This window comes from Nocardiopsis kunsanensis DSM 44524, assembly GCF_000340965.1.
Taxonomy (GTDB): Bacteria; Actinomycetota; Actinomycetes; order Streptosporangiales; family Streptosporangiaceae; genus Nocardiopsis; species Nocardiopsis kunsanensis.
In genome coordinates, this window is sequence record NZ_ANAY01000029.1 from 1 (window position 1) to 21,123 (window position 21,123).

19 protein-coding genes are annotated in these 21,123 nt (G+C 70.2%); 9 read left to right on the plus strand and 10 right to left on the minus strand.

Annotated features, from left to right (window positions below; translation table 11 throughout):
• Window positions 1-106: 106 nt before the first annotated feature.
• Complete coding sequence (locus D456_RS0117480; protein WP_017577478.1) at window positions 107-946, minus strand: DMT family transporter; 840 nt, start codon at window positions 944-946, stop codon at window positions 107-109.
• Between the two features lie 262 nt (window positions 947-1,208).
• Here D456_RS0117480 and D456_RS0117485 point away from each other — a divergent pair, with 262 nt between their 5' ends.
• A complete protein-coding gene (locus D456_RS0117485; RefSeq protein WP_026115972.1) occupies window positions 1,209-2,795 on the plus strand; it encodes an OmpA family protein in 1,587 nt (528 codons plus the stop codon).
• A gap of 102 nt (window positions 2,796-2,897) precedes the next feature.
• Here the strand turns inward: D456_RS0117485 and D456_RS0117490 are convergent, their stop codons facing one another.
• A complete protein-coding gene (locus D456_RS0117490; RefSeq protein ID WP_017577480.1) occupies window positions 2,898-3,578 on the minus strand; it encodes a hypothetical protein in 681 nt (226 codons plus the stop codon).
• Between the two features lie 225 nt (window positions 3,579-3,803).
• Here D456_RS0117490 and D456_RS0117495 point away from each other — a divergent pair, with 225 nt between their 5' ends.
• From D456_RS0117495 to lpdA, 3 genes are all read left to right on the plus strand, one after another.
• Window positions 3,804-5,297 (plus strand): hypothetical protein, encoded by a 1,494-nt coding sequence (locus D456_RS0117495; RefSeq protein ID WP_017577481.1) that lies wholly within the window; start codon window positions 3,804-3,806, stop codon window positions 5,295-5,297.
• 154 nt (window positions 5,298-5,451) lie between these two features.
• The gene (locus tag D456_RS0117500; RefSeq protein ID WP_017577482.1) at window positions 5,452-6,330 is read left to right on the plus strand and encodes a DedA family protein; all 879 of its coding nucleotides are present in this window, start codon (window positions 5,452-5,454) and stop codon (window positions 6,328-6,330) included.
• 121 nt (window positions 6,331-6,451) lie between these two features.
• Window positions 6,452-7,858: a dihydrolipoyl dehydrogenase gene (gene lpdA / locus D456_RS0117505; RefSeq protein WP_017577483.1), complete on the plus strand. Its 1,407-nt coding sequence runs from the start codon at window positions 6,452-6,454 to the stop codon at window positions 7,856-7,858.
• A 42-nt stretch (window positions 7,859-7,900) separates the two neighbouring features.
• Here the strand turns inward: lpdA and D456_RS0117510 are convergent, their stop codons facing one another.
• Window positions 7,901-9,079 (minus strand): saccharopine dehydrogenase family protein, encoded by a 1,179-nt coding sequence (locus D456_RS0117510; RefSeq protein ID WP_017577484.1) that lies wholly within the window; start codon window positions 9,077-9,079, stop codon window positions 7,901-7,903.
• A 155-nt stretch (window positions 9,080-9,234) separates the two neighbouring features.
• Between D456_RS0117510 and D456_RS0117515 the strand changes: the two genes are divergently transcribed.
• The gene (locus tag D456_RS0117515; RefSeq protein WP_017577485.1) at window positions 9,235-10,305 is read left to right on the plus strand and encodes an aldo/keto reductase; all 1,071 of its coding nucleotides are present in this window, start codon (window positions 9,235-9,237) and stop codon (window positions 10,303-10,305) included.
• A 146-nt stretch (window positions 10,306-10,451) separates the two neighbouring features.
• Here D456_RS0117515 and D456_RS0117520 read toward each other — a convergent pair whose 3' ends face one another.
• On the minus strand, window positions 10,452-12,833 hold the full coding sequence (locus D456_RS0117520) for a trehalase-like domain-containing protein (protein ID WP_017577486.1): 2,382 nt from the start codon (window positions 12,831-12,833) through the stop codon (window positions 10,452-10,454).
• A 466-nt stretch (window positions 12,834-13,299) separates the two neighbouring features.
• Window positions 13,300-13,998, minus strand: coding sequence for a class I SAM-dependent methyltransferase (locus D456_RS0117525; RefSeq protein WP_017577487.1), 699 nt, complete (start codon window positions 13,996-13,998; stop codon window positions 13,300-13,302).
• A gap of 109 nt (window positions 13,999-14,107) precedes the next feature.
• Between D456_RS0117525 and D456_RS0117530 the strand changes: the two genes are divergently transcribed.
• The 3 genes from D456_RS0117530 (at window position 14,108) to hisG (ending at window position 16,495) form a co-directional block, all read left to right on the plus strand.
• A complete protein-coding gene (locus tag D456_RS0117530) occupies window positions 14,108-14,932 on the plus strand; it encodes an SDR family NAD(P)-dependent oxidoreductase (protein WP_017577488.1) in 825 nt (274 codons plus the stop codon).
• 98 nt (window positions 14,933-15,030) lie between these two features.
• Window positions 15,031-15,294, plus strand: a complete 264-nt coding sequence (locus tag D456_RS0117535) for a phosphoribosyl-ATP diphosphatase (protein WP_014913038.1) — start codon at window positions 15,031-15,033, stop codon at window positions 15,292-15,294.
• 346 nt (window positions 15,295-15,640) lie between these two features.
• Window positions 15,641-16,495 carry an ATP phosphoribosyltransferase gene (gene hisG / locus D456_RS0117540; RefSeq protein ID WP_017577489.1) on the plus strand — a complete coding sequence of 285 codons (855 nt, stop codon included), beginning with the start codon at window positions 15,641-15,643 and terminating at the stop codon, window positions 16,493-16,495.
• 56 nt (window positions 16,496-16,551) lie between these two features.
• Here hisG and D456_RS0117545 read toward each other — a convergent pair whose 3' ends face one another.
• Both D456_RS0117545 and erm read right to left on the minus strand, forming a co-directional pair.
• The gene (locus D456_RS0117545; RefSeq protein WP_017577490.1) at window positions 16,552-16,956 is read right to left on the minus strand and encodes a DoxX family protein; all 405 of its coding nucleotides are present in this window, start codon (window positions 16,954-16,956) and stop codon (window positions 16,552-16,554) included.
• A gap of 86 nt (window positions 16,957-17,042) precedes the next feature.
• Window positions 17,043-17,816, minus strand: coding sequence for a 23S ribosomal RNA methyltransferase Erm (gene erm, locus D456_RS0117550; protein WP_017577491.1), 774 nt, complete (start codon window positions 17,814-17,816; stop codon window positions 17,043-17,045).
• A 308-nt stretch (window positions 17,817-18,124) separates the two neighbouring features.
• On the opposite strand from erm, the gene D456_RS0117555 reads away from it, so the two are divergent.
• Window positions 18,125-18,841: a spermine/spermidine synthase domain-containing protein gene (locus D456_RS0117555; RefSeq protein ID WP_017577492.1), complete on the plus strand. Its 717-nt coding sequence runs from the start codon at window positions 18,125-18,127 to the stop codon at window positions 18,839-18,841.
• Window positions 18,842-18,854: 13 nt separating this feature from the next.
• On the opposite strand, the gene D456_RS0117560 is transcribed toward D456_RS0117555, so the two are convergent.
• The 3 genes from D456_RS0117560 to pstC all read right to left on the minus strand — a co-directional run bounded on the left by D456_RS0117560 (window position 18,855) and on the right by pstC (window position 21,064).
• On the minus strand, window positions 18,855-19,073 hold the full coding sequence (locus D456_RS0117560; protein ID WP_017577493.1) for an EF-hand domain-containing protein: 219 nt from the start codon (window positions 19,071-19,073) through the stop codon (window positions 18,855-18,857).
• Between the two features lie 78 nt (window positions 19,074-19,151).
• The gene (pstA, locus tag D456_RS0117565; protein WP_017577494.1) at window positions 19,152-20,060 is read right to left on the minus strand and encodes a phosphate ABC transporter permease PstA; all 909 of its coding nucleotides are present in this window, start codon (window positions 20,058-20,060) and stop codon (window positions 19,152-19,154) included.
• On the minus strand, window positions 20,057-21,064 hold the full coding sequence (gene pstC / locus D456_RS0117570; RefSeq protein ID WP_017577495.1) for a phosphate ABC transporter permease subunit PstC: 1,008 nt from the start codon (window positions 21,062-21,064) through the stop codon (window positions 20,057-20,059). Before pstC ends, pstA begins: the two co-directional genes overlap by 4 nt.
• Between the last annotated feature and the right edge of the window lie 59 nt (window positions 21,065-21,123).

Sequence of the window (21,123 nt, forward strand, 5' to 3'; positions counted from 1 at the left end):
TCTTGGGCGCCCTTCGTTGTGCTCGCGACCAGTTCAGAGATTTCCCATCAACGATCTAGGGGGTGGTCCGGCGGTTCGCTGTGGGCGGGTGGGGCCTACCGGGTGATCAGACCGCCAGCAGCAGGACCCCGCTGACGACGACGGCCGAGGCTGCCACCCGCACCGCGCCGAAACGTTCCTCGAACAGCAGCGCGCCCAGGACCGCGGCGAAGACGATGCTGGTCTCGCGCAGGGCGGCGATGCCCGCGACGGCACCGGACAGCTGCGCCCACAGCACGAGCCCGTAGGCGGCGGCGCTGATCGCACCGCCCCACAGCCCCATGCGCAGGACGGGCCGTATCTGTCCCCACAACCGTCCGCGCCGGCGGGCCAGGGCCACGAGGAAGAACACCGGTCCCTGCAGGACCATGATCCAGGTGATGTAACCGGCCGGGTCCTGGGTCAGACGGGCCCCGTAGGCGTCGATGACCGTGTAGGAGGCGATCCCCAGCCCGGTGGCGAATGCGGCCGACAGTCCGGGCAGGTGTTCCCTCCTGGGTACCCCATCGGCCAGCACCAGGGCCATGAGGCCGGCCGAGACCACCAGTACACCGGCGAGTTCACTCGGGGGCATGCGTTCACCGAGGAACACCGTCCCGATGAGGGCGACGACCCAGGGTGCGGTGCCGCGGGCCAGCGGGTAGACCTGCCCGAACTCCCCCGTGCGGTAGGAGAACATGAGCAGGCCCAGGTACAGCAGGTGGGCGGCCACCGACGCGGCCAGCACGGGCCAGGCCTCGCGCGGCGGCAGGTCGACGAACAGCAGCAGGGGAGCGGTGCCGGCCATGCCGCCGAGCCCGATGAGGGCGAAACCGAGCAGGCGGTCGCTGATGGAGTGGGCCACGGCGTTCCACGTGGCGTGCAGGACGGCGGCGGCGAGGACGGCCGCCACGACAGGGGCCGTCATGGGGCCGGTCGTGCGGGGCCGGGGAGCGGTCGGAAGAACATCGTGTCGGCCCTTTCCAAGTTCTGGATCCGCAGATTTTCCGCCGATCGCGGACACCGCCCTCGGAACCGGACTCTGCCTGGTCGGAGCGCCTGTTCTGCCGTGTTCGGGGTGGTGCGGGGCTCTTGTGGCGGCAGATGGAGCGGTGCCGTGTTCGGTTCCCGTGCGGGAGTGAAGGAGGATATGGCAGGTACGTCCTCAGACACGATCGGAGTTCCCCCACATGGCGCGGAAGACACCCCTTGCAGTGGTCGCGCTGATGGTCTCGGGCAGCCTCCTGCTGACCGGTTGCACCGCGGTCTCTGACTGGTGGTCGGACACCTTCGGAGACGGCCCGCCGACGGTCAGGGAGGAGTTCCCCTACGTCCGGGAGGGCCGGATCTTCCAGGACAGCGGGCAGGACGTCGAGACCACTTTCGCCGTCACCGCCCTCGAGCGCACCGACGACTACACCGTGATGCGCTACGAGGTCACCTACGACGACGACTTCACCGGCGCCAACCGCAACCTGAGCATGGCGCACACCCTGGTGGACCCCATGTCCGGCCGCGTGTACCGGCAGTTCCTCGACGACGACGGCCTCAAGTACGGGTCGGAGAGCCCCAACGCCGACGGCCTGTACCCCGTGCACGACGGGGTCACCAACGAGTACATCCGGTACTTCCCCCGGCTCCCCGAGAGCGTCGACCAGGTCACCTTCGTCGGTAGCGGACTCGGAGCGATGACGGGCATCCCCGTCCAGGACGTGGAGGAGGCCACCCCCGCCCCCGAGAACCCCAACGCCGAAGACCACCTCACCCCCGACAGTCCCCCCTCGGGCGGCGAGAACATCACCTTCGCGAACCGCCCGCCGGACGAGGACGCCCTCGCCGACGAGGGCTGGGTGCAGAGCTTCGTCGACTCCGACATCGCCTCCACCACCCGTGACGGCGACCGGGAGATCATCTCCCTACACTCCGACGTGATGTTCGAGTTCGACCGCTCGGACCTGACCGGGGAGGCCGAGGACGTCGTGCGCCGCGCGGCGACGACCCTGGCGCAGAACGTCGACCCCGACGACCCGACCATCACCGTCATCGGCCACACGGACGGCATCGGTGACGCCGCCTACAACGACAACCTGTCGGTGGAGCGTGCCGAAAGCGTGCGCGACCTGCTCGCCGAGGAGCTCGGTACCGACTACGTCCTCGAGGTCGAGGGCAGGGGCATGGACGAGCCCGTCGCACGCGAGGGCGGCGCGGACGACGAGGAAGCACGCGCCCGCAACCGGCGGGTGGAGTTCTCCTACGTCTTCGACCCCACCATGGACGCCTCCGAGGAGGAGGACTACGACGACGACGGGCTCGGTGCGGCCCAGCGCAACGTCACCTGGCCGGCCCCTTACACCGACGACCCCGGACCGGTCGTCGACGAGGGCGAGACCGACGGTGTGGAACTGGAGATCCATCCGCTGCGCCGTGACGGTGCCTACGTCATCGGCACGTTCACCCTGACCAACACCACCGACGAGCCGACCGTGCCGGAACTGGGCGGGTCGGAGAACATCGCGGGCGGCCCCGAGCAGTTCAACAAGGGCACCCTCGGCGGGTTCCAGCTCGCCGAGCCCGACAGCGGGCTGACCCGCTACGTGGCCCAGATGGACTTCGGCGAGGGGCGTTACAGCAGCTTCGCCGAGGAAGTGCACATGCTCCAACCCGGCAACACCTACGAGCTGGCCGCGGTCTTCCCCGCGCCGGCCGTCGAGGTCGAGGAACTGACCCTGAGCGCCGGCCCCTTCGGGGAGTTCGAGGAGATCCCGGTCGAGCGCTGAGACCGCCCCGTACGAGCACGGTGGCCCCGTTCCCGGGGGACGGGGCCACCGTTGTTCCCGGGGGCCGTTTCCGGATGCGGGCGCGAGGCGGGGCGGAAGGGGTCAGGAACGGACGTTCTCAGCGGCCCGCAGGACCACGCGCTCCAGCTCCTCGCGTTCCACGTCGGCGTTGGTGACGACCGCCGTCACGTAGAACTCCTCGGGCAGCTCCAGGTACAGCTGCGTGCTGGAACCGTCGACGGCGCCGACGTACTCCAGGTCGCCGCCCAGGTCGTCGGTGTCCTCGGTGTGGTAGGTGTCCACGTCCACATCGATGTCCACGTCCCAGTTCATCTCCTCCTCGGCGCCCGGGACCTGGATGACTTCGGGGTTGGCACTGGGGTCGGTGCCCTCGGTGAAGACGACCGTGAGTGTGGCGGCCCCGGCCTCACCGCTGCTGAGGATGCACGAGACCTGCTCGGCTCCGTCGATGTCCTCGATCTCGCCGCTCTCCTCGCGCAGTTCGGTGCCGGGGGCCAGGTCGCCGGCGGCACCGGCGACGTCGGCGGCCTCGCAGGACTGCGGCAGGGCGTATCCGGACGCCTGCTCCTGGTCCTGGCCGTCCTCGCCCTCACTGTTCTCCCCGTCCTCGGGGGAGGGGCTCTCGCTCGGGCCGGGGGACTCCTCCCCGGAGAGGAAATCGGTGTCGAACTCGAAGTCGCCCCCTTCACAACCGGAGAGGAGGACGGCGGCGGCGACGGCCGCGCCCAAGGGCGCCAGGGGAAGGGACGGGATCAGTCGCATGGGTGGCCTTCGGGTCGGAAGAGCGCCGGGCGGGGGAGTTGCTCCGGCGGGGGACACACGCAACTTAGCAACTCCCGTATCCACGGGGGCGAGGGATCGGGCACGGCAGGAAACGACGGCCGCGGGCGCCCACACGGGGAAGGAACCCGGTACACCTGGGGCCGTTCCGGCCGTCAAGGTACCTGCGACTTCGGACGAACGCGCCGGATATGGAAGGATTTCGGCGTGACTGAAGAGTTCCGCGCCGCGTTCCAACGGGTGCTCGACACCGCTGCCGCACAGGCGCCCGACTTCCCCGACGCCGTGCACGACGTGTTCCGCCTTTCCACGCAAGTGCCCCTGGAGGAGCTGGGCCACGCGATGGAGGCACTCACACCCGTGCTCAGCGACTGCGAACCGGCCGCAGGTATCGCCGCGGACCTCTCGGTCCTGGCCGGTGCCCTGGTCGAGAACGGCGCCCCCGCGGGCCAGGTCGGACTGGAGGTCCTGCGTCAGCTCGGCAGTTACGGGCAGGCCGCCGTGGCCTTCATGCACGCGTGGGACAAGACCGGCGGCGGTCGCCTCCCCGAACCCGGCGACACCTCGGGCGAACAGGAGAAACGCGTCGAGGAGGTCCTCGGTGAGAACGCGCCCCTGGCCACCATCGGGTGGTGGACCTCCCTACGCTACGGTCTGGCCGCGAAGGCGATGGTGGGTGACGCGGGCGTGCGCGCGGCCCTGCGCGCGGACGCGGGGGCGCTCGAAGGCCTCACCCAGATCGTGCACGCGCTCTCCACCCGGCTGCACGAGTTCGTCGAACTGGGCGAACTCCTGCGCATGGCCGAGGTCGAGTACCTGTTGGTCCTCGACCGCGTGTCGTGGCGCGGGTTCCGGGTGCGTATCGACGGTGTCGGCGACAACTTCCAGCTGCACACCCTGCTCGCCGACGCGCTCATCGGGAAGGAGGGCCGTCGTCTGGGCGGCAACCGTCCCGACCCGCGTTGGACCGCCGCGTGCATGGACGCCGCCGCCGACCCCCTCGCCGATGAGGTCACCGGCGAGTGGGACCTCGTGGGCGGCAACGGCGAATGGGTCGGCAACGAGGTGACACCCGCCGACATCCCCGTGGTCGACGGAGAACGGGTACTGGTCCTGGAACCGCAGTCGCTGACGCACACGTGGCGGGCTGGACGGCGGCACCCGCACATCCCCGGGTTCCTCGAGGTCGTCGGGGAGCTGAGCGCGGACGAGGCCACGGCGTGGTGGTCGCGTATGCATCCGGCCGGGTCGGTGCGCCACCCGCATGCGCCCCGCATCGAGAGCGAGGAGGAAGAGGACCCGCGCCCTCCTCTGCACTTCGGGGTGGCCGCGCATTTCGCCGAGGCCGACTCCGGCCCGATGTCGGCGCCCTTCGCCGCCCTGCCGCCGGAACTGACCGACCCGCCGGCCGACCCCGACGCGTTCGGCCCCAGCCCCTTCGGTGCACACACGGAGCTGCCCGAACCGGACCCGGCCGAGGACCTTCCGGTGTCCGAACCCGTCGGCCGGGACCGGGACCCTGAGCAGTGGGCCGGCTGGGAACCTGAACCGGTATCGGAACCCGGGACGGGATCCACCGAGGAATCCGTGACGGAGGAGGCCCCGGGCGCATCGCTGCTCCCGCCGATGCCGGAAGGGATCAGGGACAGCTGGTCGTGGGGGCCGATGTGGAAGTGGCCGCCCCCGCCGCCCGGCAGGTGAGCTCCTTCCCGGCACCGCCCCTCCACCCGGGGCCGGCCCGGCGCCGACCTGCACGGTATGACGCCTGTCATGGCTGCGCCTCCGCGTAGTCCACACGCAGGTCGTGACGGCTGTGCCTGTCGCGCGGCCCGTGCCGCGCACGAGAATGGAACCCATGATGACGGAGAGCACCGATCCACGCCCGACCAGCGGCGACCCCGGGCGTCCTTCCCGGGAGGAGGTCCTGCGTGCTGCTGAGAAGGCATGGAACGAGGAGGAGAGCGAGCGGGCCCAGGCCCAACTGCGCGACCTGAAACCGTGGGAGGGCAAGGCGCAGCGCCAGGATCGGATCCTGCTCTGGACGGCCGTCTGCATCCCGGCTTTCTTCCTGTTGACGATGCCTCTGCGTCCGTTGTTCGTCGCCGACCACCCGGTCCCGCTGGCCCTGGTGACCGGCAGTTACGCGGCCATCGGTGCGGGTGGCGCGCTGGCGAGCGTGGGACAGGAGACGTTCTGGGTGGTGCTCCTGGCCGGTGTCATCGGCAAGATCAAGATCGACTGGCTGTTCTGGTGGCTGGGCCGCCGGTGGGGTCGCGGCATCGTCCGTTTCCTGGTGCAGGGCGAGCGGGCCCGCCGGTTCGCGGACCGCCTGGAGACCATGAACCCGTGGGTCATGCGGCTGGTGATCCCGTTGAGCTACCTGCCGGGTGTGCCCGCCGGGGTCCCGCACGTGATCGCCGGTGTCAGCGGGATGCGGTTGCGCACCTACATGTTCCTGAACGCCCTGGGCGCGCTGATGGTGACGGCGGCCGTGGCCTGGATCGGTTTCACCTCGGGACAGGCCGGTGTCGATCTGGTGCTCCTGGTCGACCGGTACGCCATGTGGTTCATGATCGCGGTCATCCTCGTGCTCGCGATGGCGCCGGCGTACCTGTCCACCCGTGACTCCAAGAAGCGGCGCGGGCAGGCGTTGGCCGAGGCCGCAGCGGAGTACGACGCCGAGACCGCACGCCTGGAGGCGGGCACCGCCGGAGGCGGAGAACACCCGAAGTGAGCAAATCATCGCCGACGGTCATGCGCGAGCGGGGGGGGCGCTACTAGCCTGGGATCGGCAATCCGACACCCCGGGCGTGCCGCGCTGGGTGCGTCACGAACACGCTCAAGGAGACCCCGTCATGGGACAGCGACACTTCGATCTTGTGGTCCTCGGTGCTGGACCGGGTGGGTACGTCGCGGCGATCCGTGCCGCCCAGCTCGGCCTGACCACGGCCGTCGTCGAGGAGAAGTACTGGGGCGGGGTCTGCCTCAACGTGGGCTGCATCCCCTCCAAGGCCCTGCTGCGCAACGCCGAACTCGCACACCTGTTCCACAACGAGGCCGACACCTTCGGGATCGAGGTCGACGGGTCGGTGCGGTTCGACTACGGCAAGGCCCACAGCCGTAGCCGCGAGGTCGCCGACGGCCGCGTCAAGGGCATCCACTACCTCATGAAGAAGAACAAGATCACCCAGTTGAACGGGCGCGGCACGTTCGTCGGCGACCACACCGTCGAGGTACGCGGCGAGGACGGCTCCACCGAGACCGTCACGTTCGACAACTCGGTGATCGCTGCAGGATCCTCCACCAAACTCCTGCCGGGGACCGAGCTCTCCGAGCGGGTGGTCACCTACGAACAGCAGATCCTCCAGGACGAGCTCCCCGACAGCATCGTCATCGCGGGTGCCGGAGCCATCGGTGTCGAGTTCGCCTACATCATGGCCAACTACGGCGTGGACGTCACGGTCGTGGAGTTCCTCGACCGGATGGTCCCCCTCGAGGACGAGGAGGTCTCCAAGGAACTGGCCCGGTCCTTCAAGAAGCTCGGCGTCGACGTCATGACCTCCACCCGTGTGGAGTCGGTCGAGGACACCGGCTCTGGCGTCAAGGTGCAGGTCACCGAGTCCGACGGCCGGTCGCAGACCCTGGAGGCCGACAAGCTGCTCCAGGCCATCGGGTTCTCCCCCAACGTCGAGGGTTACGGCCTGGAGAAGGCCGGGGTGGAGCTGACCGAGCGCGGCGCCATCGGGATCGACGCCCGGGGCCGCACCAACGTGCCGCACATCTACGCGATCGGCGACGTGACCGCCAAGCTCATGCTGGCGCACACCGCGGAGGCGATGGGCATCGTCGCGAGCGAGACCATCGCGGGCGCCGAGACCCAGGAGATCGACTACCGCTTCGTCCCCCGCGCGATCTACTGCCAGCCGCAGATCGCGAGCTTCGGCTACAGCGAGAACGAGGCCCGCGAGGCCGGCTACGACGTGCAGGTCGCCAAGTTCCCGTTCATGGCCAACGGCAAGGCCCACGGGCTGGGTGACAGCCGCGGGTTCGTGAAGGTGCTCTCCGACGCGAAGTACGGAGAGATCATCGGTACGCACATGATCGGCCCGGACGTCACCGAGCTGCTCCCGGAGCTGACGCTGGCGCAGCAGTGGGACCTCACGGTGCACGAGGTCTCACGCAACATCCACGCGCACCCGACGCTGAGCGAATCGGTGAAGGAAGCCGTGCACGGGCTGGCCGGCCACATGATCAACTACTGATCCCGAGCCCCACGACGACGGTCCGGGCCCCATCGGCCCGGATCAGTCGTCGAACTCGCGCAGCAGCCGGAACTCCACCCCGGCGCGGGGCAGGCGTTCGATGAGCGCTCCGCCCATGGCCACGGCCGGGGTCACCTGGCCCGAGGTCTCGGGCAGGTCGTCCTGCCACAGGCACAGCGCCGACTCCGCGAGCATCCCCGACGTCGCCCGGTACCCCGGTTCACCACCGGAGACCAGCGTGTGCACCCGGCGCCCGCCACCGGACCCGGCGAAGTGCACCGTGAACCACCCGTCGGAGAGCTGCTGCTCCGTGGGACCCTCACCCGGCGTACGCAGTGCCCCCAGACGTTCCCGGAGCGCAGGCACCTGCGCCGCGGCCATCACACCGGCGGCGCCGCCCACCGCGCCGACCGCGCTGGCCAAGTGCCGGAACGCCGCGTAATGGCCGTAGGAGAAGTCCGGACCGTACTGCTCCGACTTCGCCGCGGAGCTGACCACCACCTTCGGATCCAGGCTCGGGAGCGGGGTCGTCCACCCGCGCGCCAGACGGGTCCGCGGACGGCCGCTGCGGTCGATCCGGACCCGGCGGCCCTCCGGTGCCCCTTCCAGCGCACGCCGTTCCTTCGACGCCGCCACCATCTCCTGGGGGTCACTGAACGCACCCAGGGCCGAGCGGAGGGTCCCGCCCGACGCCGTACCGCGGGCCCGCACGAAACCCTCCACGTGCAGAGGCGCGTCGTCGGGCAGGTACCCGACGGTGAACAGCGCCCCCAGGTCGTGGGGGATCGAGTCGAACCCGCAGGCGTGCACGATCCGGGCCCCGGTCCGCCGCGCCGTCTCGTGGTGCTCGACGTACATGCGGTCCACGAACGCGGGTTCCCCGCACAGGTCGACGTAATCGGTGCCCTCCGCGGCACACGCGGCCACCAGGGGCTCCCCGAACTCGCTGTAGGGCCCGACGGTCGTGATGACGACCCGTGCCGAGGCGGCCATGCGTCGGATCGAGTCCGGGTCCTCGACGTCGGCCGACAACAGCTCGGGCTCGGGCCGGTCCGGGACGAGCGCGGCCAGCTCGGTGATCAGCGCCTTCAGTTTGGCGCGATTGCGTCCGGCCACCGCCCAGCGCAGCTCGCGCGGGGCGTGGGTGGCCAGGTACTCGGCGGTCAGCGCGCCGGTGTACCCGGTAGCGCCGAACAGGACGATGTCGTGCCCGCGGTCCACGGTGGTCCAGCCTCTCGGAAGAAAGTGAGGTACGCGGACGCCAGTGTCTCAGATTCGGGCTTGTCGGCTTCTGTTCAATCTGTTCATCCCTTTGACCTGCACTGACGACAGCCCGTGCATAGGGTGGTCGGTTCGGGAGAAACGAAGGAGGTCACATGGAGTACACACGGTTGGGCGGCTCAGGCCTCTACGTGTCGCGAGTGGCCTTGGGCACCATCCCCATCGGCTCCGGTGGGGGTTTCGAGGACATCGCGGGGGTACTCGGAGACGACGCACGCCGACAGATCGACGAGTCCGTCGACCGCGGTGTGAACTTCATCGACACCGCGAACCTGTACTCCGCAGGAGATGCCGAACGTGTCCTGGGCGAGGTCCTGGGGAAAAAGCGCGACGACATCATCCTCACGTCCAAGGCGCGGATGGCCATGGGGGACGGCCCGAACGAGGCCGGGGCCAGCCGGTACCACTTGGTACGCGCCGTCGAGGACAGCCTCACACGGCTGAGGACCGACCACCTCGACCTGCTGTACATGCATCAGTGGGACGGCAAGACCCCGATCACCGAGACCATCGCCACCGTCAATGCGCTGATTCGGGAAGGGAAGGTCCGGTACTGGGGTGTGTCCAACTACAACGCGTGGCAACTGACCAAGACGGTGTATGAGGCGAGGGCAGCCGGGTTGGAGGGCCCGATCGCGCACCAGGCCTATTACACGCCTGAGGCGCGCGAACTCGAGTACGAGATCATCCCGGCCGCACGTGACCTCGGGGTGTCGACCTTCGGTTGGTCCCCACTGGGTGAGGGGCTCCTCAACGGCAAGGTTCGCCGCGGTGTCGAGACCCCGTCCGATACCCGCCAGGGCGCCGGCTGGCCGGAGCCGCACGTGACGGATCGGAACCGGGCCCATGACCTCATCGATCTGTTCGACGAGGTCGCCCGCGAACTGGGATGGACGATCCCGCAGGTGGTGATCTCGTGGATCCTGGACCGCCCGGGCATCGACGGGACCGTGATCGCTGCCCGCCGGTTCGAGCACCTGCAGGAAGACCTCGATGCCGCTGAGCTGACGTTGCCGCGGGAAGCCCGCGACCGCATCACGTCCGCATCGCAGCTGCCGACCTACTATCCGCTGTGGCACCGGCTGATCAGTTGCCAGGACCGGCCTGATCCCGCCGAGGTCGAATTCCGCGAAGAGCACCGCAAGTACAACCTCGGCCAGGAATAGCCCGACACGGCCCGGTCGGGACCGGCCTCGGGCCCATCACAGGCCGGTCGGTGCCGACTGTGCCGCTCCGCACCCGGGGACGGCCCCGGGTGCGAGCGACGCCCCCGTGCCGACGTGCGGGGGCGTCTCGTACAGGGAAGGCGGCTCTAAACGAACTCGTCGAGCAGCTGGGCGCACCGGATCAGCCCCAGGTGCGAGTACGCCTGCGGGTGGTTGCCCAGCGCCCGCTCGGTGAGCGGATCGTACTCCTCCGGGATCAGTCCGGTCGGCCCGGCCGCGTCCACCAGGTGCTTGAACAGTTCCTCTGCCTCCGCACGACGACCGGTGAGCAGGTAGGCCTCGATCAGCCACGTCGTGCACAGGTGGAACCCGCCCTCACCGCCGGGCAGTCCGTCGTCGCGGTGGTAGCGGTAGACGGTCGGCCCGCTGCGGAGGTCCGCCTCGATCGCGGTGACCGTGGCCTGGAACCGTTCGTCCGCGGGGTCGATGAGTCCGGACAGTCCGATGTGCAGCGACGCAGCGTCCAGGTCCAGCCCGTCGTAGGCGGTGGTGAAGGCCTGCGCGGTCTCGTTCCAGCCCTGCTCCAGTACCTGGTCGGAGATCTGCGAGCGCAGGGCCGGCCAGGACGGGTCGGCGTCGCGGCCGTAGCGCTCGGCCAGCGACAGCGCACGGTCCAGCGTCACCCAGCACATCACCTTGGAGTACACACGCCGACGCGGCTCGTCGCGTTCCTCCCAGATGCCGTGGTCGGCCTCGTCCCAGCGCCGGGCGACGGCCTCGGCCATGGAACGCACCAGTGCCCAGTCGCGGTCGGCCAGGTGCCCGCGCGCGTGCGAGAGCTTCGAGATGAGCTCGACGACGGGACCGAACACGTCCAGCTGCACCTGGTGGTCGGCGAGGTTGCCGACCCGCACGGGACGCGAACCCGCGTACCCGGAGAGTGTCTCCACGACCTCCTCCGGGCCCAGGTCCGTGCCGCGCAGCGAGTACAGCGGGCGCAGCATCTCCGGCCCGGGCAGGGAGTCGACGACCTGGTGCACCCAGTCGAGGAAGGCTTCGGCCTCGTCGGTCGAGCCCAGGCTCACCAACGCCTGCACGGTCAGGGCACCGTCACGCAACCAGCAGTACCGGTAGTCCCAGTTGCGGACCCCGCCGATCTCCTCGGGCAGGGACGTGGTCGCGGCCGCCATGACCCCGCCGGTGGGGGTGCACAGTCCGCGCAGCGTGAGTGCGGAACGGGCGGCCAGGCCCTGGGCGGTCTCGGGCAGGGTGAGCGTGCTCAGCCATTCGGACCAGTGTGCTCCGGAACGCCGGCGGCGCTCGCTCTCGTCGGCGACGGCCGCATCCAGGGAGTCGGTTCCGCAACGCATCTCGAGCACGACCGGGTGTTCGGAGGACGGGTGTACGAGCGCGCGGGCGGTGTCGTTGACACCGTCGTGGTCGATGTCCCATTCCACGCCGGGCGAGCGCACCACGATGGGGTACTCGGCGCCCTCGACGCGCAGGCCGCCCTCGACCGGGGTGATGCGCACGGGCGCGCGGCCGAAGTCGGGGCGCGGGGCGAACTCGACGGAAGCAGGGGTGACGCCGCTGACGACCCGGACGAGGTCGGTGCGCCCGGCCGGGGTGTGGTGGGCGAGGTAGTCGGTGACCTCCAGACGCGACCACCGGGTACGCACCGTCATGGTGCCGTCCAGGTAACGCTGCCCCAGGGGACGGCCACCGTGGTCCGGGGTGATCGCGAACCGGCCGGCCTGCCGTCCGCCGAGGACCTCCGCGAACAGGGCGTCGGAGTCCGGTTCGGGGTGGCACATCCACAGCAGGCGCGCGTCCGGGCCCACCAGTGCGACCGAGGAACGGTTGGACAGCATCGACATGCGCTCGATGGGGGTGGGCCGATCGCCGAAGACCCAGGATCGGCGCTCGACCGCGAGGGAGGCCAGCAGGGCCGCGGCGGTCGGGGTGTCGGTGACCCGGTGCGAGGCGGCGGTGCGCTCGGAGCCCACGCGCACACCCGCGTCGGCGCCGGACAGGCCCAGGAACACCGGTTCCTCGCCGTCGCCGCCGCCGATGTAGAGGATCGCGGTGGCGTCGGTCTGCTCACGCAGGAGCTCGAGGGCGGCGGCCTTGTCGGCGGGCGGGGCGCCGGGGCCTTCGCCGGTGTGGTCGGGGTCGATGGTCAGGTCGGTGTCGAACTCGGTCCCGTGGGCGCCGACGAGACGGACCTCGGAGGGCAACCGGGAGAGCACCGCGAGGTCGCTCAAGGGGCGTGCGGAGACGACGGCGCACACGGTCCCCGGCAGGTCGGCGAGCTCGCGCAGGGCGCGGAGGGCCTCGGGTACGGGGCGCCGGCGGTCGTCGCCCACGGGCGCGAGGGCGCCGTCGTAGTCGCAGGCCACCAGGAGCCTGGAGGTGCGGGCGAGCGCGGACACGCGTCGTCGTACGTCCAACGGCATGGCCTGGGGAGTGCTGCGGGCGGAATCCTCGGGCAGGTTCGGAGCCGTCTCGACCGCTTGGGTGAGCGTCACGTTGCCTCCTCCGTCGGTCCATGCTTGACCTGGGGACATGGGTGATCTGTAGGACTCCGCGCAGATGGTGCCGGCTCGTTCCGAACTGAAGTGCAGGACGTGAACCCGGGGCCCGTGGCGCGGAGGGTGTTCCGTGGGATTTTGAACAGACCTGGATCGCTCTTGACCCGAAGGGGCGCACACCGCGGATGGTGGAGTGCCGAGGAAAAGTCTGCTCCACACGAAGTCAAGCTGAGACTACCCCCGCTCTGCGGCCGAGGGGGCCATCCGGCCTTGGTGATGCAGATCACGAATAGGGATAGATTATCTGGATCATCAACCGATTTCGGGATGCACCCCTGGTACACGCGGGCGGATGTGAGCAGAATCGCCCGGACCAGGAACACCGCGGCCCCGCCTGCGCTCCCCGGACCGGACGGCGGGAGGCGCGGGCGGGGCCGCGGGGACGTGGCTGCGGAGCTCTCCGTCAGGCGGGTTTGCGCAGGTGGTGCACGAAAGCGGGTGGGATGTTGGCGAAGACCTTCTCCGAACGGATCCCGTAGCGGTCGATCCAGTCCTGCACGACCCAGCTCGTGCGCGCCTGGCGCAGGTAGTCCTCGCGCCGCGCGATGACCGCCTTGACCTCCTTCGTGTACAGGTACCCGTAGAAGGACAGGTGGCCGCCCGGCTCCAGGACCCGGAAGTAGTACTCCAGGATCTCCTCGACGTCCTCGGCGTCGAAGTTCGCGAACGGCAGCCCCGAGACGATGACGTCGTAGGAGCGGTCGGTGCCCATCTCACCGACCAACTTGGCGTGCACCGTCGCACTGCCGGCGATACGTGCCAGGTCCGGGTCGGTGGTGAGCAGCTCCGACAGATGGTCGGCGAATTCCCGGTTGGACTCGACGAGGTCGGCGGTGTCACCCGGGAGCATCGCTTCGGCGAGCCCTCGGGTGATCGCCCCGGTCCCCGCACCCACCTCGAGGATGCGCAGGGGTTGTCCCGGTACGGGCCGTGCCCTGATCTGCTCGGCCATCGCGCGGGCCAGGGCGGCACTGCTGGGCACCACCGACCCGGTCGCCTTGAACGTGCGGACGGCCTGGCTGAGGAAGAGCCCGGTGTCCCGCAGGCGCTCGTCCAACCGGAGGGCGGGGTAGGGCCCCGTGGAGCTGTGTGTCTCGGACATACCCGCACGCTAGCGCCTGGCAGGGGCCCGGGAACAGCAGGGCCGTGTGTGTCCCGGCACCTGTGCGAAGCCCCACGATGCGACCCGCACGCGATCTAGGGTGGACGGCATGAGTCAGAGCAGCCCGGCCCCACCCGTCCGCCCAGGAACGGCGCTGATCACGGGCGCCTCCACCGGCATCGGAGCCGAGTACGCCCGCCGCCTCGCCCAGCGCGGCTACTCCCTGGTCCTGGTCGCGCGCCGGACGGATCTTCTCGAGGCCCTGGCCGAGGACCTGCGTGAACGGTGCGGTGTGGACGTGGAGGTCCTGACCGCGGACCTGGGCTCGGCCGAGGACACCGAACGGGTCGCCGAACGCCTGCGTGCCGGGCCCGACGACGCCCTCGAACCCGTCGACCTGCTCGTCAACAACGCCGGACGCGGCGACGGCGGACCCTTCGTCGAACAGGACCCCGACGACGTCGACGCCATGCTCGACATCAACGTGCGTTCGGTGCTGCGCCTGACCCGGGCCGTCCTGCCGGTGCAGATCGCCCGCCGCGCGGCCGGGGCCGTCACCGGGCTCGGTGTCATCACCGTCTCCTCGCTGGCCGGGGAGCCTGTCGTCAACCCCGGCGGTTCGGTCTACGGGGCCGGCAAGAAGTTCCTCACCCTGTGGAGCGAGAGCGTGGCCGCCGAGGTGCGCTCCGCCGGCGTGAGCGTGACCGTGGTCCTGCCGGGCTTCGTACGTACCGACATGACCCGCGGCGTCCAGGAGCGCGGACTGCCCGAGGCCGCGTTCGTGCCCAAGGAACACATCGTCCGCGACTCCCTCATGGCCTGGACGGCCCTGCGCCCCCGCGTGATACCCGGAGCCCAGTACAAGACCGGCGACGCACTCCTGAAACTGCTGCCCCGGTGGCTCGTGCGGACCGTGGCGCGCCGCATGGGCTGACGTGCCCGTCCGGATGCTGGGACAGCCGGGGCTGATGGATGCGGTGGTCACCCCGACGTTCTACGCTGGAGGGGTACCGCCGCTCGAGGAAAGAGAAGATGAAGACCTTCGAAGAGCTGTTCGCCGAGCTGTCCGAGAAGGCACGCTCCCGCCCCGAGGGGTCCGGGACCGTCGCCCAACTCGACGCCGGCGTCCATGCCATCGGCAAGAAGGTCGTCGAGGAGGCCGCCGAGGTCTGGATGGCCGCCGAGTACGAGTCGGACGAGCAGGCCGCGGAAGAGATCTCGCAGCTCCTCTACCACCTCCAGGTTCTGATGCTGGCCCGTGGCCTGCGGCTCGAGGACGTCTACAAGCATCTTTAGGCCGTGCTCGGTGGACACTCAACCTGCTGCGCGACGCCCCGGCGGCCCTCTCACGGCGTTCTCATCGGTCGACGGCACGCCCAGGCCGACCCCTTCTTCGGCCTTGTGAGAGCACCACTGGATACGCCCACCCGTCACCCGCCACCAGCCCTCAACGGGCGCCTGACGGCGTAGTACTGGTCCAATGCGACGGAAGACGTCCACCGAACACGGCCTTGGCCGGTGCCTCGGCCTGCCCCCACACCGTGGGTGCCCACCGCCCGGCCCCGCGCATCGCGGGCGCCGCGAGCACCGGCCCGCATGACGTCCCGAACACCACAGAACCGACTCGAGGAAGCGCACCGACATGCCTGAGATGCTGAGAATCGCCGTGCCCAACAAGGGCCAGCTCTCCGAACCCGCCGTGGAGATGCTCCGCGAGGCCGGGTACCGCCAGCGCAAGAGCAGCCGCGACCTGGTGATGGTCGACCCCGACAACGAGACCGAGTTCTTCTTCCTGCGCCCCAAGGACGTGGCCGTCTACGTCGGCGAGGGCATCCTGCAGGCCGGCATCACCGGCCGCGACATGCTCCTGGACTCCGCAGCACCCGTCGACGAGATCCTGGCCCTGGGCTTCGGCGGATCCACGTTCCGTTTCGCCGCACCCGGCGGAGCCGGAATGACCCTGGAGGACCTCCAGGGCAAGCGTGTGGCGACCTCCTTCGACGAGATCCTGCGCGTCCACTTCGCCGAGAAGGGCATCGACGCCCGGGTCATCCACCTGGACGGCGCCGTCGAGAGCTCGGTCAAGCTCGGTGTCGCCGACGCCGTCGCCGACGTGGTCTCCACCGGCACCACCCTGCGCCAGGCCGGCCTGGAGATCTTCGGGGACCCGATCCTGGAGTCGGAAGCGGTCGTCATCCGGCCCAGAGGCGCCGGGGAGGACCCCAAGGTCGAGACGCTGCTGCGGCGCCTGCGCGGGGTTCTGGTCGCCCGTGACTACGTGATGATGGACTACGACGTCCACGCCGAACAGCTCGAGGACGCCGTCGCCCTGACCCCCGGTATGGAGGGACCCACGGTCTCTCCGCTGCACCGCGAGGGCTGGGTCGCCGTCCGGTCGATGGTCCCGCGCAGGCAGGCGCAGGCGATCATGGACGACCTCTGGGAGATCGGCGCCCGCGCCATCCTGGTCACCGACATCTACGCCTGCCGCCTCTGAGACACCGCGTGCGAGCCGGGCCCCGCCGTGCGGTGGGGCCCGGCTCGCACCGGAGGTCACGACCGTTCGGAACTCTTGGGCCGAGACTGCAGCGCCGCCCAGATCAGGGGCGCTTGCAGCGGCACCCGCCCCCACGCCAGGGCCTTGTTGTCCGCGACCCCCGGCAGACGGCCCGAACCGGAGTCCAGGGCCATCTGCACGTTGGCGGGCCAGACGGCCAGCAGGAGCGCGGCGCTCGCCGGCCCCGCCCATTTCCGCCGGGTCAGCAGACCGGCCCCGCACACCAGTTCCGCGGCCCCGCTGGCGTACACCCAGGCGCGGCGCTCGGGCAGCCGACGGGGCATGATCGCCTCGAAAGGCTTGGGTTTGGCGAAGTGCAGCGCCCCGGCCGCCAGGAAGAGCCCACCCAGGGCCAGGGGAGCGCGTTCACGCAGACGCCGTGCCGTCGTCCGTTCCGTCATCGGGAGTCCTCTCGTCGATCGCGCCGGGCTCCAACCTAGGTGACAGGCCCTCCCGGAGAACGCCCGGGGCACGTGGACCGCCCGTGTCACCTGTACGTACCGATCTGCTCGTGCAGGGCCGCCCACTGGGCCGCGGTGAGGTCGCGGGGCAGGGCGGTGGGCCGGACCCGCTGCTCGGCGAGCCACCTGCGGACGGGGCGGGACCGGCCGCGCAACATCCGGGTCAGGATCTGTTCGATGCCGCGCCCCTTCCCGGTGTACACGGTGTGGACCAGATCCGCGTAGGAGCTGCGCGCCCCGGGGTCGACCAGTGGCCGCTCGCGGCGGGCGATCGTCAGCAGACCGCCGTCGACACCGGGGCTCGGCTCGAACGCGGAGGCGGGGACCCTCCCCTCGAGCCCGAACCGGTACCAGGGCCACCACTGGGCGGTCATCATCGTCGCCCCACCCACGCCGGCCCTGCGCCGGGCCACCTCCCACTGGATGAGCAGGACCGCGTCGGTCCAGTGCCCGGTGTGCAGGAGCCGACGCAGCATCGCTGTGGTGCGGTCGAAGGGCAGGTTGCCCACGACGACGTGCGCCGAACGGGGCAGGCGGTACCTCAGGAAGTCACCGTGCACGACGCGAACGTGTTCGGGCACCTGCCTCCGCAGGAGGGCGACGAGGCGGCCGTCGGCCTCGACGGCGGTGACGGCCCGCCCCAGGGCCGCCATGGGCATGGTCAGAGCGCCCGAGCCCGGGCCGATCTCGACGATCGGCCCCTCGGTCCGTGAGACGAGGCCGACGAAGTCGGTGATGGTGCGTCGGTCGGTGAGGAAGTTCTGGCCGAACTCGTGTCGGCCGGCGCCGTGGGTGCGCATGCGGGGAGAGCTCCGGGAGTCGTGGTGTGTCCCGGGCAGCACGAGGGGCCGCCCAGCGATAACTGCTGAGGGCGGCGGGCTCTCGGAAGGAGAACTCGGGAGGCCGCCGCTAGGAGCGGCGGATACGGATGTAGAAAGCGCAGATACCCACGGTCGGGGAGTTTAACGGAGGCTCCCCGGACCACGCACAGGGTTTTTGCCGGGGTCCCGGCACACGCGGCGCCCGTTCCGGGCCTCGGCGACGGGTCCGCCGCCGGCCGTGCACGTGGCACAGGCCCGGCATCCCCTTCCGAGGGCAGAATGTGGGCATGGACCAGCCGATGACAGCGACCACGACCGAACCGGACGGTGACAAGGTCACCCTGGCGCGCGTGACCGGTGAGACCGGCGGAGACCTCGTGCTCCGCCGTGTGGGCGCGCACTACGAGATCTACAGCAACGGACTCTTCCTCATGGACACCCGCGACGGTACCTCCGAGCGCGAGATGGTGCGCGCGAGCCTGACGGCCCTGCCGAGCGGACGTTCACTGGCACGGGTCCTGATCGGCGGGCTGGGCGTGGGCTTCTCCGCCCGCGAGGCGCTCGACCATCCCCGCGTGGCCCGCGTGGACGTGGTCGAGCTGGAAGCCCACGTCATCGACTGGCACGACGGCGAACTGGGTGAGGCCGCCGGCCACGTGCACCAGGACCCGCGCTGCCGGGTCCACAACGCCGACCTCGTCATGTGGCTGTCCGAGGCCGCCGGAGCCGAGGAGCCCGAACGCTACGACGCCATCTGTATGGACACCGACAACGGGCCCGACTGGACCGTCGTCGAGGGCAACGGCCGTCTCTACGGTGCCGAGGGCCTGGACCGCCTCACCCGCCTGCTCGCGCCCGGCGGGGTCCTGACGTTCTGGAGCGCGAACGAGGTGGCGGCCTTCGAGACGCAGCTGCGCGACCGGTTCGCCTCCGTGGACGTGGTCGAGGTCCCCGTCGCCCGAGGGGTGCCCGACGTCGTCTACCTCGCCACGGCCCCGCACTGACGCCGCCGGTCCCTCACGCTCGGTTGCGGGCCATGTAGGCGCTGAACTCCGCCAGGGACACCCGGTCGTCGCCGTCGGAGTCCATTTCGCGCACGGCGGCGACGGCCTGCTCCCGGGTGGTCTCCTCACCCAGGTTGCTCATGAGGGAGAGGAACTCCTCGGCGGAGATCAGGCCGTCGCCGTCGGTGTCCACCAGGGAGAAGGTGGCCGCGTAGTCGGTCTGTTCGGGCATGGGGAAGTCTCCGGGGCTCGGGGGCGGGTCCCGGGAAGGGTACCGCCCTGCGGCGCCCGGCCGGGCACCGTGCCTTCCCTACTTGCCGATGGATGCGCGCGACCCGATCCAGCGGGCCGCGACCGTGAACAGCAACACCAGTGCGAACAGGCACAGGGCCGCGCCCCAGGCACGGTCGATCCCGGCCTCGAACGGCTGCGCGGCACCGCGGTAGAGCTGCAGCGGCACCGAACCCTGCGGCTCGCCCTGGAAGGCCGTCACGATCAGACCCGACCCGAACGCGGTCAGCATCAGCGGTGCGGTCTCACCGATACCGCGGGCGACCGCGAGCATCGACCCGGTCGTCAGGCCGGGAGCGGCGGCCGGCAGCACCGTGCGCATGATGGTCTGCCACTTGCGCGCGCCCAGGCCGTAGCTGGCATTGCGCATCTCGTCGGGCACCAGCCGCAGCATCTCCTCCGCCGACCGGGTCACGATCGGCAGCATCATCACACCGATCGCGACGGCGCCCGCGAAGGTACCGAAGCCCAGGCCGCCCCAGCCGATCACCAACAGCCCGTACACGAACAGGCCGACGAAGATCGACGGGATCCCGGTCATCACGTCGGTGAAGAACCGGATCGAGGCCGTCAGACGGTTGGGTCCGTACTCGACGACGTAGACGGCGGTGGCGATGCCGAACGGGATCGACATGAGGATCGCCAGCGCCATGATGTAGAGCGTTCCGAAGAACCCGGCCGCGTACCCGCCGCCGTCACGGCGCGGGGGCGGCTCGGTCTCGGTGAAGAACTCCAGGTTGACGACACCGATGCCGCGGTTGACCACCTCGAAGATGATGAGGAACAGCGGGATCATCGCCAGGACCATCGCCCCGGTCAGGACCACGGTCGCGCTTCGGTTCTTGAACCTGCGCAGGCCGGAACCCGGGGGCAGTTGGCTCAGCGGCGCGGGCGCCGACGCGGGGCGTTCGGTGGTGGGGGCGCTCATACGGCAGCATCTCCCTTCGTCTGCCCCAGGCGCCAGACGATGACGCGGGCGAGGATGTTGATGACCATCGTGACCAGGAAGAGGGCGACACCGATCGCCATGAGTGCGGTCCGGGTCTCGGGGGCGGCCTCACCGAAGGTCGCAGCGATGTGGGAGGCCATACTGCTGCCGGTGCCGAAGAGGCTGGCGCCCCAGGACTGCGAACCACCGATGAGCATGAGCACCGCGATGGTCTCGCCGAGCGCACGGCCCAGGCCGAGCATGGCGGCGGCGACGATGCCGGAGAAGCCGGCGGGCAGCACGACCTTGGTGATGACCTCCCAGCGGGTGGAGCCCAGCGCGTAGGCGGCCATCTGCTGGTCGAGGGACTGGACGACGATGACCTCGCGCACGATCGCGGTCATGATCGGCAGGATCATGATGGCCAGCACGATGCCGGCGGGCAGGTACCCCACCCCCAGCACGGGTCCTTCGAAGAGGAAGAACCACCCGAGTACGGCCTCGAGCCATTCGAAGAAGGGCCGCATTACGTTCGGGAGGAACCAGTGCAGGCCCCACAGGCCGAAGATGACGCTGGGCACCGCGGCGAGCAGCTCGACGGTGTAGGACAGCGGCTTGGCGAGCCGGTTCGGGGCCACGTGGGTCAGGTAGACGGCGACCATGATCGCCAGCGGCAGTGCGAGGACGATCGCGATGGCGGCGGTGACCAGGGTGCCGTAGATGAAGGGCCAGGCCCCGTAGGTGCCGCTGATCTCGGTGCGTGAACCTCCGCTGGTCCACTGGTCGCCGACGAGGAACCCGAAGAAGCCCTCCTTGGCGAAGACGGGCCAGGCCTCGGTCGTCGTACGGATCACCATCAGGGCCAGGATGAGCAGGACGAGTGTCCCGCAGCCGGCGACGACCCACTTGAAGATCGGGTCGGCCAGCCGGCCCCGGCCGGAGGTCAGCGTCCCCCTCCGGTGTTCCTCTGGGGCCTGCGGGGCCTCGGGGGCCTCGGTGGGCATGTGCTTCTCCTCAATGGCTTTCGTGGGGAGCGGAGAGCATGGACTGTGCAGGCGGGGGG